This window comes from Stenotrophomonas maltophilia, from assembly GCF_006974125.1.
GTDB classification, from domain to species: Bacteria; Pseudomonadota; Gammaproteobacteria; order Xanthomonadales; family Xanthomonadaceae; genus Stenotrophomonas; species Stenotrophomonas maltophilia_O.
Map to the genome: position 1 here is coordinate 4,488,284 of NZ_CP037858.1, position 13,034 is coordinate 4,501,317.

The following is a 13,034-nucleotide window of genomic DNA, read 5'->3' on the forward strand; positions in this document are numbered from 1 at the left end:
AGCACCTCACGGTTGTGCGCTGGCCTGCGGGGGCGGTGGCTGAAGTTGCTGCAGCAGGCCGTTGATCACCCGGGCCCGGCCGCGCACGTGGTAGCCCAGGGTGGTCAGGCCGATGCCGGCGATGACAAGCAGCAGCAGTGACCAGGCGATCGCCATGCCGATGACGTGCAACACGTCCATGCGCAGCCAATGGGCATGCAGCCACGCCTGGCTGCGCGCCGAATAGGGAACCTTGGCTTTGGCTTCAAGGCGCGCACGGATGACATCGGGCACCGCGATACCGATGTCCTCGCCGCGGGCGATGGCCAGGCCGGTGTCGTTCAAGGGGGTGCTGGTCCTTGCAAGCGAGTGCTGCGCCTGCAGGTAACCCTGCCATTGCGGGCTCAGCGCGGTGAATCCGGGGCTGTCGATGAGCTTGCCGAGCTGCGTGCTGTCGAGCTTCGTGCCATCGCCGACGTCGGCCCGGCTGAAGTCGGGACTGACGATTCCGTTGCCAGCCATCAGGACGACCAGCATGGAGCCGCCGATCACGAACGAGAAGGTGAAGTGGCGTACACCGCGATTGAGCAGCACCCTGCGCAGGCCGAACCCCATCCAGACCAGCATGCCGCCAGCGAAGCACAGGCTGGCAGACAGCAGCAGGGTGATTGTGGACGGGTCATTGCCGTAGCCGGCCGGAACGTGCGCCGAGGGCGGGCTGCCGGTCAGGCCCTGCAGGAAGATCATGGACAACAGCGCAGCGGCCGGCAGCACCGCGAAACAGGCCAGGCCCACGGTGCGTGCGAACGAACCCCGGCGATACAGCGCGCGCAGGCCGGAAACCGCTTCGACCCGCTGCTGCAGCTCTGCTGGCACCTTCAGTGGATCGGGCCGGGACGTGATCATGCGGGTTCTCCGGAAGCACGAAGCAGCTGCTGCAGGGCCTGTTTCAGCTGGTCCTGGGCCTGTGCCGCACGCGCGACCATCTGCGGGCTGGCGTTGTCGCTGTTCTGCAGCGCCTGGATGGTCTGGCGCCAGATCGGCACAAGGATCTGCACGGTCTCGCAGTAGCGGTCGAGCAGTTCAATGGCGTGGTTGCGTGCCAGCTGCACCTGGATGCGGCTGATCGAGTGGCTGGCCAGCAGCGCGGTCAGATTGGCCACGCGCCGCTGCAGGCGTTCCACGGGGCGGTCCAGCACCAGCGGATCGTCCACGGCGCCATTGTCCGCTGGCAGTTCCTGCAGGAACTGCACCCCCGCATCGATGTAGATCTGCAGGCGTGCACCCTGCGCATCATGCTCATCGAGTTGCGCATTCAAGCGGTCGACGCTGCTGCGCACCGCTGCGGCCTGGTGCTCGACCTCGGACAGCACGTCGCCGTTGCCGCCCAGCGCGATGCGCCGGCGAAGCCGCCGCTCGATATCGGCGCCGGTGAACCGATCCCACCAGCTGGCACGTTCCAGCAGAGCATTGGGGTCGTGTTCGGCAAGGCGGCTGACCAGACCGGCCAATGCTCTGGCCAGCGCGTGGGCGCTGCCATCCTGCCAGGCAGGCTCCGCGCTGGCGTTGGCCAGTTCGGCGGGGCCATAGCGACCGATGTCGATGCGCCCGGCGAACAGGACCGGCAGTACATCGCGCTTGAGCTGTTCGACGCTGAGCGGCGCACCCTCAGGTGCAGGGTGAGCGGTAGGAAGGGGGGGCGGGGCGGAATGGGACATCGGAATTCCGTTTCAGGGGCGACGCAGCCGGTGGGTTGCCGTCATCGATAGCGGCTGCCGCCGAGTGTAATGGAGTGCGCAGGGTCACCCGGCACTACCGGAGGTTGCCGACACAGCGCTATGGTCGGGTTCTTCTCCTTGCCGGTGAGCGTCCATGCCATCGCTGTGTCGCCTGTCTCTGTTGCTTACCCTGGCGCTGTGCGCGCCGTTGTCTGCCCATGCCATCGAGTTCAGCGCGCAGGAACTGGCCCGCGCCAAGGCACTGCAGCAGCGCCTGGTCACCCTCGACAGCCATCTGGATACGCCGGCCAATTTCGGCCGTACCGGTTTCGACATCGAGCAACGCCACGACCGCAATGCCCTTTCGCAGGTCGATTACCCGCGCATGGTCGAAGGCGCGCTGGACGGCGGTTTCTGGGCGATCTATACCGACCAGGGCGACCGCACCGCCGCCGCCCATCTTGCCGAACGCGACCACGGCCTGCAGCGCCTGATGGAAATCCGCGAAATGCTGGCCGCCAATCCCGAGCGCTTCGCACTGGCGCTGACCGCCGATGATGCCGCGCGGATCAAGGCCGCCGGCAAGCGCGTGGTCTACATCAGCATGGAAAACGCCAGCCCGCTGGTGGCCGACCCGAGCCTGTTGTCGTTCTACCACCGCGCCGGCCTGCGCCTGCTCAGCACCGTGCACTTCGCGAACAACGAGTTCGCCGATTCGGCTACCGACCCCAAGGGCGCGGAATGGAAAGGCCTGAGCCCGGCCGGCAAGGAGCTGGTGCGGCAGGCGGTGAAACTGGGCATCGTGATCGACCAGTCGCATGCATCGGACGCGGTGTTCGATGACCTGGTGGCGATGATGCCGGTGCCGTTCGTGCTCTCGCACAGCTCGGCCAAGGCCGTCTACGACCACCCGCGCAACCTGGATGATGCGCGGTTGCGCAAGCTGGCCAAGGCCGGTGGCGTGATCCAGGTGAACGCCTATGGCGGCTACCTGATCGACACTGCCAAGACGCCCGAGCGCAAGCAGGCCGAGGAAGCGCTGAGCAAGCAGCTGGGCGGCTGGGAAGGCATGGGCATCGAGCAGGGGGTTGCTCTGCTGAAAGCCGAACAGGCGCTGGACCACGAGCACCCGGTGCGCCACGCCAGCCTGGACGACTTCTTCGCCCACTTCGAGCACATCCTCAAGGTGGTCGGCCCGGAACATGTGGGCATCGGCCTGGACTGGGATGGCGGCGGTGGCCTGAGTGACCTGCCCGATGTCAGCCAGCTGCCGAAGATCACCGCGTGGCTGCTGCGCAAGGGTTACACCGAGCAGCAGATCGCCGGCATCTGGGGCGGCAACCTGTTGCGGGTGATGCGCAGGGCGCAGGATTACGCCGCAAAGCAGGGCGGTTGACCGCCCTGCGGTCGTGCCGGCCTCTGGCCGGCATTGCCCGTATCAACAGGATGCAAGTTGCCGGCCAGCGGCCGGCACCACCGATGAACCGGTTATTTCGCGATCAACGCGTGGCGGCGGCTGTACAGGAAGTACAGCACCAGGCCGACCACGTTCCACAGCAGGAAGTACAGCTGGGTGCTGTGCGGCAGGCTGAGGAACAGGTAGATGCAGCCCAGCGCGGCCAGCGGGCCGACCACGAAGGCCAGCGGCGTGCGGAACGTGCGCTCTCGGTTCGGCTCGCGCAGGCGCAGCACCACCAGGCAGATGCCCACGGCAGTGAACGCGGCCAGGGTACCGGCATTGGCCAGCGCCGCGATCTCGTCCAGGCGCGCCACACCGGCCAGCGCCGACACAACCACCGCGGTGAACAGCGTGGTCGCCACTGGCGTGCCGGTGCGTGCGTTGACCTTGGACAGGCCACGCGGCAGCAGGCCGTCGCGGCTCATCACGAAGAAGATGCGGCTCTGGCCGTACAGGAAGGCCAGCAGCACCGTCGGCAGGGCGATGATCGCGATCACGCCGATCACCATCGCCGCGGTCGGATGGCCCAGCTGACGCATGATCAGGGCCAGCGGCTCAGCGCTGTGGCCGAACACGGCGTAGCTCATCGCACCCACGGCGGCCAGCGCCACCAGCACGTAGACGATGGTGCAGCCGATCATCGAACCGATGATGCCGATTGACAGGTCGCGGCCCGGGTTCTTGGTTTCCTCGGCGGCGGTGGAGATCGCATCGAAGCCGTAGAAGGCGAAGAAGATGATCGCCGCTGCCGCCATCACGCCGTGCTCGACGCCATCAGGGCCCATCGACTTGGCGAAGCCATACGGCATGAACGGCTGCAGGTTGTTGCTGTCGAAGGCGGGCAGGGCCACGGCCACGAAGATGGCCAGCGCGATCAGCTTGAACACCACCAGGATGGCGTTGAGGGTGGCGCTTTCCTTGGTGCCGGCCATCAGCATGCCTGCCACCAGCCAGGTGATGATGATCGCCGGCAGGTTGATCATGCCGCCTTCCACGTGCGGGCCGGCGGCAAGCCAGGCCGGCAGGTGCACGTTCCAGCCGAACTGGGTGTGGACCCATTCGAGGAAGCCGACGAAGTAGCCGGACCAGCCCACCGCCACCGTACTCACCACCAGCGAGTACTCCAGGATCAGGCTCCAGCCCACCACCCAGGCGAATACTTCGCCCAGCGCACTGTAGCTGTAAGTGTAGGCACTGCCGGCGGCCGGCATCATCGTCGACAGCTCGGCGTAGGACAGTGCCGCGCAGGCGCAGACCGCACCGGCAATGGCGAAGGAGATCAGTACGGCCGGGCCGGCCAGGTTGGCACCGACGCCGATCAGTGTGTAGATGCCGGTACCGACGATGGCGCCAATACCCAGCGCGATCAGGTGCGGCCAGCTGAGCGTCGGGATCAGACGCCTGCCGGCTTCGTGGACGGTGACGGAATCTAGGGACTTGCGCCGGAACAGGGACATGCAGGCCTCGGAAGGGGTGACTAAGAACGACAAGTTCCCGAGTGTGACCGAACGCAGCGCAGCATTACCACTGATGGGGGTCATGCATGGCGGGGCGCGCGCTGCCCCCCGGCCAGGCTGCCGGAATCGGCACAAACGCTGGCAGGATTCGAAATGATTCGATCCCTCAAGGCGAGCCCGGAGGCGATTGAAGTACGAGAGCAGGGGCCAGATCGATGCTGACCCGCTGCGGATCGACCACCGGCGCCGCACCTTGGGTTCTCAACTGGGCCACCAGCACTTCGAAGCCATGCGCGCGGCCGAACGCGTGCTCGTCCAGGGTCAACGGCAGCAGCTGCAGGAAGTCGAATCGTCCCGATGGCAATTGCTGGGGTCCCGGAAAATGCAGTGACGGCACGAAGACGGCCGCCTGCAGCATGCTCCCTGCGTGATCCACCGGCCCCCCCAGCTTCAGCCGGTCCCATGGCGTCAACGGATTGCCGGGCATGCGTGAGTGGCACAGCAGCAGGTGGTACGCGGTGAACCAGCGCAAGGTGGTCAGCGCCCACGTCGCTTCTTCCTGCGTCTCAAGCATCAGTTCGATGCCCCACCCCGAATCTCCATCTTCGTGCCGCCCTTCCCAGGGGTTGGACAGGCCGGTGCTGACATAGATCCAGTGCCGTCGATCACCGTGCGGAGGGCACGCATTGACACCGACATGCAGCCAGCGCGGGTCGATCTGCTCCTGCTTGAAGACGTTGCGCAGCAGATCCATGTCGAGGGGGTAGATCCCCGGTCCGGTATCGCCGAACAACCGCCGGTACAGCGTCTCCTCCCGATACTCCCAGCTGCGCTCCAGCAGGGTGTCGTCGTCGATGGTGCTCACTCAGCCACCCTGCCGGGCCAGCGACAGCCGTCTTCCTGCCAGGCTTCGGGGTCGTCGTGGAAGGTGGTGCTGCGGCCATCGCGGGCGCGTTCGTAACGCAGATCCAGCACCAGGGCACCCTGCGTGCTCAGCAGGTAGCGGCCGTTGAGGCGCCCGTCGATGCGTTCTTCCCAGACGCTGTCGAACTGGTACGGGCGATCTTCGGCCAGCACCGTGGTCTCCATCGAGATCCGGTGCAGGGGCAGGCGCTCGCGCTGCCCGGCGTAGCGCACATCGGCCCGGCCGTCCTCCAGCCAGCGCCATTCCAGGTGGATGCTGTCATTGCGACCGCCGCTCAGGCAGCGATGGTCCTGCACGGTGGTGCCAGAGGCGGTGCCGGCGAGCAGGAGTGCGACCGCGGCTGCCAGCCAGGCCTTCATCCATTCAACCCCAACCGGATGCCGAATCCCACCAGGAACAGGCCGGCCACCCGGCGCAGCGCATCGCTGATGCGCGGATGCTGGATCAACCGGCGGCGGGCCAGGTTGCCCACGCCGATCAGCATCGAGCAGTACGCAATGCTGACCACCAGGATGATCCCGGCCAGCGCCGCGAAGGTGGCAATGCCCTGGTGTGCCTTGGGATCGATGAACAGCGGCAGGAAGGCCATGTAGAACAGGATCGCCTTCGGATTGAGCAGGCTGACCAGGATTGCCTGCTGGAAATAGCGGCCCGGCTGCATGCGGATCGGGCCAGCATCACCGCCCTCGTGCTTCGGCGTACGCAGCAGGCTGATGCCCATCCACACCAGGTAGGCCGCACCCAGGTACTGCACGGCGTGGAACACCAGCGGGTTGGCTTTCAGCAGCGCAGCCACGCCGGCCAGCGCCAGCCACATCAGGATCTGGTCACCGACCAGCAGGCCGGCCAGTGCCGTGTAGCCACCGCGCACGCCGCCTCGGCCGGTGGCGGTCAGCAGGGTGAAGGTGCCGGGACCGGGCAGGGCGAGAAACACCAGCACGGCGACCAGAAAGGTCCACAGGTCCTGGATGCCCATCCACGGCATGGCGGTGTTCTCTCTTACGGGGGGCCGCCATTGTCGGCCAGCACCGGGGCGGGCGACAGGGGGCCGGCGAGTCCATCGGGCATGCCAGACAGCAGCGGTTGCAGGTGCTGGCGCAGCTGCGCGTGCAGCTGCCGCACCGCCGGCGAGAACTGCTTGCGATGCGGGCACACCAGCTGCAGTGGAATGTGGCTGCCGACGCCGTCGAGCAGCAGCTGCAGGCGCCCGGCCAGCACGTCTTCGCGCAGGTCCAGCCAGGATTTGTAGGTGATGCCCTCGCCCGCCACCGCCCAGCGGCGCACCACGTCGGCGTCGTCGCAGACCAGCGGGCCGCGCACCGGGATCACGGTGCGGCGCCCGTCGACCTCGAACGACCAGCGATCATAGGCGCGGCCACTGAGCTGGTAGACTAGGCAATCGTGCTCGCGCAGTTCGTCCAGGCGCACCGGCGTGCCCCGTCGCTGCAGGTAATCGGGCGAGGCCGCGAGTACACGGCGGTTGCCTTCGAGCAGGGGCAGGGCCACGTAGTTGGCGTCGTCGAAGTGGCCGATGCGGATCGCCACATCGACCGGATCGCGGAACACGTCGGCCACTTCATCGGACAGCCGCAGGTGCAGGCGCAGCCGTGGATGGGCGGCTCGGAACGCAGTCAGCCACGGCAGCAGCAGGTTGCGACCGAAGTCCGACGGCGCCGACAGCTGCAGCGTGCCATGCAGTTCGGCGTCCTCGCCCTGCACGCGGGCCCGCCCTTCGCGCAGGGTAGCCAGCACCTCCTGCGCATACGGCAGGTACAGCGCGCCCTCGCCGGTCATGCGCAGGCTGCGGGTGGTACGCACGAACAGGCGCAGGTCCAGCTCGCGTTCCAGCCGCGCCACGGCAGCAGCGACCTGGCCGGGTAACAGATCGGCCTCGCGGGCCGCCTGCGAGAAGCTGCCCAGTGCGGCCGTGCGGACGAACAACTGCAGGTCATCGAAGCGGATCATCTTCATTGCCGGAGTGAAAGTGCTGCCCGATTCTGCGCCTTTCTGAGCGACCGTGCGCGGCGCAACCTGTGCACTCCTTCCCCACTGGACCGCTGCCATGCGCGCCATTGCCTACACCCACGCCGGCCTGCCGATCGACGACACCCGGGCCCTGATCGATATCGAACTGGAACTGCCGCAGCCCGGCCCACGCGACCTGCGGGTGGCGGTGCGTGCGGTGGCGGTGAACCCGGTCGACACCAAGGTCCGTCGTGGCGTGGCCACCGATGGACCGCGCGTGCTGGGCTGGGACGCGGTCGGCATCGTCGACGCCGTGGGTAGCGAAGTGACCCTGTTCCAGCCCGGCGATGCGGTCTACTACGCCGGCGTGATCGACCGGCCGGGCAGCAATGCCGAATACCAGCTGGTGGACGAGCGCAGCGTCGGCCGCAAGCCGGCCAGCCTTGATGATGCGGCTGCCGCCGCGCTGCCGCTGACCGCGATCACCGCCTGGGAGCTGCTGTTCGACCGCCTGCGTATTCCCGAAGGCGGTGGCGAGGGCCAGACCCTGCTGGTGATCGGGGCCGCCGGTGGCGTCGGCTCGATCCTGGTGCAGCTGGCGCGGAAGCTGACGAAACTGACGGTGATCGGCACCGCATCGCGCCCGGACACCCAGGACTGGGTGTATGCGATGGGCGCGCACCACGTGATCGACCACAGCCAGCCGCTGGCCGAAGGCCTGGCACGGCTGGGCATCAGCGAGGTGCAGCATGTGGCCAGCCTGACCCATTCCGACCAGCACTACGCGCAGATCGTCGAGCTGCTGGCGCCGCAGGGCCAGTTCGGCCTGATCGACGATCCGGGCCAGGTGGATGTGATGGCGCTCAAGCGCAAGGCGCTGTCGCTGCACTGGGAATCGATGTTCACCCGCCCGCTGTACAAGACCGCGGACATGCAGCGCCAGCACGACCTGCTGGGCCGGGTGGCCGAGCTGATCGACGCCGGCGTGCTGCAGACCACCCTGGGCGAGCACTTCGGGCGCATCGACGCGGCCAACCTGCGGCGCGCGCATGCGCTGCTGGAGAGCCACCGCGCCAAGGGCAAGATCGTGCTGGAAGGCTGGTAAGGCTGGTTGTTCCCGCGCCCTTGGGGTCAGATCCCTTTCCCAAAGGGATCTGACCCCTGCTTCAGGCCACGCCGTTGTCGACGTGGTCGGCGAAACCCGGCTGCTGGCGCAAGCGCTCGAACCAGGCCTCTACGTGTGCCAGTGCGGGCCTGCGCCCCGGTGTGCTGCGCCAGCGTTGGGTCGACAGGCCAAGCACGATGTCGGCGAGGGTGAAGGTGCTGCCCGCCGCGTAGGCATCGGTGGCGGAAAGCTGTGCATCAAGCACACCCATCAGCCGGTTCCACTGCGCCAGGCTGGCCTCGGCGCGGGCATCGTCCGGGTAGTCCGGATGCTGGCGCACGCGCGCCATGAACACGTGCCGCCAGGCGCTGTTGAGGTCGCTGGCCTGCCAGTCCATCCACTGCTCGACCGGGGCGCGGCCTTGCGCCGTACCGGGCAGCAGGTCATCACGGCCAGCGCGTACGGCCAGGTAGCGGCAGATGCTGTTGGACTCCCACAGCACGAAGTCGCCATCACGCAGCACCGGCACCTGCCGGTTGGGGTTCAGTGCGGCCAGCAGGTCCGCCGGTGGCGCAGGCTCATGGTGCAGGGACAGATCCAGCCCTGCGCACAGCCACAGCACCTTGCGCACATTGATGGAGGTGGGCTTTCCGTAAAGAGAGAGCATGGTTCCGGCGCAGCAGCTGAGACTCTGCCAGCCTACACTTGCCCCATGCAAACCGAATATCTGCTCATTGGCGGCCTTCTATTGGCCGTGCTCATCCTGCAGCTTGTGGCCCTGCTGCGCCGCCCGCCGCACGACCGCCTGGAACAGGCGGTGCGTGAGGAGGCGCGCGCCGGGCGCAGCGAGCTGCGCGAACAGCTCGATGGCTTCGCCCGCGCGCTGACCGATCTGTCCACCCGCACCGACCAGCGCCTGGACCTGCTGCGCGAAGCACTGGGCGAAGATGCCCGCAAGGCGCGCGCCGAAGCGGCCGAGAGCCAGCAGCGGGGCGCGGCGTTGATGGGACAGCGGCTGCAGGAACTGCGCAGCCAGCTGGAGACCTTCGGCCAGCAGCAGGAAGCGCGCATCCATGCGTTTGGCCAGCAGCTGCAGGAGCTCACCGGGCGTACCGATACCCAGCTCGGCGCGCTGCGCCAGACCCTGGTGGACGATGCACGCAAGGGCCGCGAGGAGGGCGCGCAGTCGCAGCAGCGGCTGACCGAAAGCCTTGGCCTGCGCCTGCAGGAACTGACGCAGCGCAACGAGCAGCGCATCGCCGAGATGCGCACGACGCTGGAAGAACAGCTGCGCGCGCTGCAGAGCGACAATGCGCAGAAGCTGGAACAGATGCGCGTGACGGTGGATGAAAAGCTGCAGTCCACTCTGGAAACACGCCTGGGCCAGTCCTTCAAGTTGGTCTCGGAGCGTCTGGAACAGGTGCAGCGTGGCCTCGGCGAGATGCAGCAGCTGGCCACCGGCGTGGGTGACCTCAAGCGCGTGCTGACCAACGTCAAGACGCGCGGCAGCTGGGGTGAAGTACAGCTGGAGAACATCCTCGAGCAGACCCTGATCCAGGAGCAGTACGCGCGCGGGGTGAAGGTACGCCCGGATAGTGGCGAGATGGTCGATATCGCCGTGCGCCTGCCGGGCCGCAGCAGCGATGACACGCCGGTGTGGCTGCCGATCGACTCCAAGTTCCCACGCGAAGACTACGAGCGCCTGCTGGACGCGCAGGAACAGGGCGACGCCGAACTGGTACGCGTGCAGGGTACGCAGCTGGAACGTGCGGTGAAGGTGCAGGCCAAGTCGATCTGCGAGAAGTACATCGTGCCGCCGCACACCACCGACTTCGCGGTGATGTTCCTGCCCACCGAAGGCCTGTATGCCGAGGTGATCCGGCGCCCCGGCCTGGTCGATCTGCTGCAGCGTGACCACCGCGTGGTGGTCGCTGGGCCAACCACGATCACCGCACTGCTCAACAGCCTGCAGATGGGTTTCCGCACACTGGCCATCGAGAAGCGGTCCAGCGAGGTGTGGAGCCTGCTGGGTGCGGTGAAGACCGAGTTCGGCAAGTTTGGCGATGTGCTGGACAACGTGAAGGCCAAGCTGGACCAGGCCAGCAAGCAGATCGACCAGACCGGGGTGCGCACCCGCGCGATCGCCCGCAAGCTGAGGGATGTCGAGTCGCTGCCGGTTGAGCAGAGCCGCCAGTTGCTGCCGGACGCGCTGCCAGCAGAGGAAGGCAGTGACGGCGACGAGGCCTGAGCCACGCTGACACGCCGCCTGCATCGCCGATGCGTATGCTGGCGGCCTGTCCTCCTGGATCAGGTACCACCATGCGCCTGCGCCTCTGCACCAGTCTCATCCTGACCGTGCTGCTTGCCGCCTGCAGCAGCGCACCCCCGGCTGCCGACACGGCGCCGGCCGCAGCCACCAGCCCCGAAGCGGCCGAAGCCTACCGCGAAGCACGTGACGTCGACTGCCAGGCCGCGGGCGGCACCCTGCAGCGGCTGGGCCGGCTGCAGCGCGTGCAGTGCGTGATTCCGTATGCCGACGCCGGCAAGACCTGCAGCCGCAAAAGCGACTGCACGGGCCAGTGCCTTGCCAGCGGCGAAGTGGCGGCTGGCAGTGCCGCCACCGGTACCTGCCAGCGCGACGTGCGCCAGAATTTCGGCTGCCGCCAGCGCATTGATGACGGCAAGGCACAGGGCACGATCTGCGTGGATTGATCGTCGTGCCGACATCGCGCGGCGCTATGCTGGTGGGCCATTCCCCGCCGTAGCCGGAGCCCCCGCGTGAGCACCCCGATCCAGGACATTTCCCTCACCACCATCGACGGCCAGCCGTCCTCGCTTGCCGATTACCAGGGCAAGGTACTGCTGCTGGTCAACGTCGCCTCCAAGTGCGGCCTGACCCCGCAGTACGAAGGCCTGCAGGCGCTGTATGCGGAAAAGCACGCGCAAGGCCTGGAAGTGCTGGGCTTCCCCGCCAACAACTTCCTCGGCCAGGAGCCGGGCAGCGAAGCGGAGATCCAGCAGTTCTGCCAGCTCACCTACGATGTCAGCTTCCCGATGTTCTCCAAGATCAGCGTGGCCGGCGACGACACCCACCCGCTGTACCAGCAGCTGACCGCGGCCCAGCCGCAGTCGATCGGCGAAGGCCCGCTGCGCGAGCGCCTGGCCAGCAAGGACATTCCGATCCATGCCGCGCCGGCAGTGCTGTGGAACTTCGAGAAGTTCCTGGTCGGCCGCGACGGCAAGGTCATCGCCCGCTTCGCCCCGGACGTGGCGGCTGATGATGCGCGCCTGCGCGAGGCCATCGAGGCCGCACTGGCGGCCTGAGGAAAGCGTGCCAACCGAGGTTGGCACCTACCGGAAAAGAAAAACCCCGCCGAGGCGGGGTTTTTCATGCGTCGCTGAAAGGGCTCAGTGGGTCCACTGCGGCATCGGCATCGCATCGACCGGAATCGGCGAGTTGGCATCGTCGTGGCCACGCTCGCGCTTGCTGCGCAGGTCGTTCTCGATCTGGTAGTTGCGACGCTGCATCCATGCATCGCGCACCAGCGAGTACTCGTCCACCGCAGTGTCGCGCAGGTCGTCGATCGCCAGCAGCTGCGCGCGGGTATCGACCAGCTGCAGGCCCTGCAGGCCGATGCGGATCTTGTCCTCTTCGATGCGGCGGATCGGCGACAGCGGGATGTCGCCGGCCAGGCCGAACACGTCGCGCACGGTACGCGGGCCGAAGAACGGCAGTTCCACGTAGCGCGAACGACGCCAGCCCCAGGCACCCAGGGTCTGGCCGAAGTCTTCATTGCGGCGCGGCACCATCGCCTTGCTGGCCGGATCGAACAGGCCGCCGATGCCCAGCGTGCTGTTCATCAGGAAGCGGCCGAGGCTGTCCCATGCATCGGCACCGCGGCCCTGCAGCAGCTGGTTGGTGATGGTCACCGGCGCGCGCAGGTTGCTGAAGAAGTTGCTGACGCCGGTGCGGGCGAAGCGCGGCACCACGTGGGTGTAGGCGGTGGCCAGCGGGCGTGCGACGCCGCGGTCGACCGCATTGTTGAACTTGTGCACCTTGCGGTTGAACGGTTCCCACGGGTCGTAGGCCGCCGCGTTGGTGGTGTTGCCGGCACCGCCATAGAGGGCATCGAAGTCGTCATCGCCACCGGGTGCGGTGGCCGCTGCGGTCTTCGCTGCACTGCTGTCGCCGCTGTCGGTCGGCGTAGCCGGCGACGATGCGGCAGCCGCCGGCGGATTGACCACGGATGCGACCGGTGCAGTGTCAGCCGTGCTGGCATCGGTGGCCGCGGCAGCGGGCGAGGTGGTGGTACTGGCCGGAACCAGGGTGCTGGCCGCGGGTGCATCGCTGCGCGCGGGCTTGCCGGCACAGGCAGTGAGGGCGGTGGCCAGGACGATCAGGGGGAGGGTGCGCACGACGTTCATG

Annotated in this window: 14 protein-coding genes; 5 read left to right on the plus strand and 9 right to left on the minus strand. The window is 67.4% G+C overall.

Features of this window, described 5'->3' with window-relative positions; genetic code table 11:
- Positions 1 to 6: 6 nt before the first annotated feature.
- A complete protein-coding gene (locus EZ304_RS20630) occupies positions 7 to 885 on the minus strand; it encodes a hypothetical protein (protein ID WP_142808023.1) in 879 nt (292 codons plus the stop codon).
- Positions 882 to 1,697, minus strand: a complete 816-nt coding sequence (locus EZ304_RS20635) for a protein klaA (RefSeq protein WP_099554162.1) — start codon at positions 1,695 to 1,697, stop codon at positions 882 to 884. Before EZ304_RS20635 ends, EZ304_RS20630 begins: the two co-directional genes overlap by 4 nt.
- Positions 1,698 to 1,851: 154 nt before the next feature.
- Here EZ304_RS20635 and EZ304_RS20640 point away from each other — a divergent pair, with 154 nt between their 5' ends.
- The gene (locus EZ304_RS20640; protein WP_142808024.1) at positions 1,852 to 3,093 is read left to right on the plus strand and encodes a dipeptidase; all 1,242 of its coding nucleotides are present in this window, start codon (positions 1,852 to 1,854) and stop codon (positions 3,091 to 3,093) included.
- A 92-nt stretch (positions 3,094 to 3,185) separates the two neighbouring features.
- Here EZ304_RS20640 and EZ304_RS20645 read toward each other — a convergent pair whose 3' ends face one another.
- The 5 genes from EZ304_RS20645 to EZ304_RS20665 all read right to left on the minus strand — a co-directional run bounded on the left by EZ304_RS20645 (position 3,186) and on the right by EZ304_RS20665 (position 7,509).
- Positions 3,186 to 4,613, minus strand: coding sequence for an amino acid permease (locus EZ304_RS20645; protein ID WP_099554166.1), 1,428 nt, complete (start codon positions 4,611 to 4,613; stop codon positions 3,186 to 3,188).
- Between the two features lie 166 nt (positions 4,614 to 4,779).
- Entirely contained in the window at positions 4,780 to 5,478 is a 699-nt protein-coding gene (locus tag EZ304_RS20650; protein ID WP_099554167.1) for a suppressor of fused domain protein, read from the minus strand.
- The gene (locus EZ304_RS20655) at positions 5,475 to 5,897 is read right to left on the minus strand and encodes a hypothetical protein (protein ID WP_111118523.1); all 423 of its coding nucleotides are present in this window, start codon (positions 5,895 to 5,897) and stop codon (positions 5,475 to 5,477) included. The genes EZ304_RS20650 and EZ304_RS20655 overlap by 4 nt, the downstream gene beginning before the upstream one ends.
- The gene (leuE, locus tag EZ304_RS20660; protein WP_142808025.1) at positions 5,894 to 6,523 is read right to left on the minus strand and encodes a leucine efflux protein LeuE; all 630 of its coding nucleotides are present in this window, start codon (positions 6,521 to 6,523) and stop codon (positions 5,894 to 5,896) included. Before leuE ends, EZ304_RS20655 begins: the two co-directional genes overlap by 4 nt.
- 14 nt (positions 6,524 to 6,537) lie before the next feature.
- Positions 6,538 to 7,509 carry a LysR family transcriptional regulator gene (locus EZ304_RS20665; RefSeq protein ID WP_099554171.1) on the minus strand — a complete coding sequence of 324 codons (972 nt, stop codon included), beginning with the start codon at positions 7,507 to 7,509 and terminating at the stop codon, positions 6,538 to 6,540.
- Positions 7,510 to 7,600: 91 nt separating this feature from the next.
- On the opposite strand from EZ304_RS20665, the gene EZ304_RS20670 reads away from it, so the two are divergent.
- Positions 7,601 to 8,608 carry a zinc-binding alcohol dehydrogenase family protein gene (locus EZ304_RS20670; protein WP_099554173.1) on the plus strand — a complete coding sequence of 336 codons (1,008 nt, stop codon included), beginning with the start codon at positions 7,601 to 7,603 and terminating at the stop codon, positions 8,606 to 8,608.
- A gap of 61 nt (positions 8,609 to 8,669) precedes the next feature.
- Here the strand turns inward: EZ304_RS20670 and EZ304_RS20675 are convergent, their stop codons facing one another.
- Complete coding sequence (locus EZ304_RS20675) at positions 8,670 to 9,275, minus strand: glutathione S-transferase family protein (protein WP_099554175.1); 606 nt, start codon at positions 9,273 to 9,275, stop codon at positions 8,670 to 8,672.
- A 45-nt stretch (positions 9,276 to 9,320) separates the two neighbouring features.
- On the opposite strand from EZ304_RS20675, the gene rmuC reads away from it, so the two are divergent.
- From rmuC to EZ304_RS20690, 3 genes are all read left to right on the plus strand, one after another.
- Positions 9,321 to 10,856: a DNA recombination protein RmuC gene (gene rmuC, locus EZ304_RS20680; RefSeq protein ID WP_099554177.1), complete on the plus strand. Its 1,536-nt coding sequence runs from the start codon at positions 9,321 to 9,323 to the stop codon at positions 10,854 to 10,856.
- A gap of 71 nt (positions 10,857 to 10,927) precedes the next feature.
- On the plus strand, positions 10,928 to 11,320 hold the full coding sequence (locus EZ304_RS20685; RefSeq protein ID WP_099554178.1) for a hypothetical protein: 393 nt from the start codon (positions 10,928 to 10,930) through the stop codon (positions 11,318 to 11,320).
- A gap of 66 nt (positions 11,321 to 11,386) precedes the next feature.
- Positions 11,387 to 11,932, plus strand: a complete 546-nt coding sequence (locus EZ304_RS20690; RefSeq protein WP_099554181.1) for a glutathione peroxidase — start codon at positions 11,387 to 11,389, stop codon at positions 11,930 to 11,932.
- Between the two features lie 84 nt (positions 11,933 to 12,016).
- On the opposite strand, the gene EZ304_RS20695 is transcribed toward EZ304_RS20690, so the two are convergent.
- On the minus strand, positions 12,017 to 13,033 hold the full coding sequence (locus tag EZ304_RS20695; RefSeq protein WP_099554183.1) for an MlaA family lipoprotein: 1,017 nt from the start codon (positions 13,031 to 13,033) through the stop codon (positions 12,017 to 12,019).
- Position 13,034: the final 1 nt, after the last annotated feature.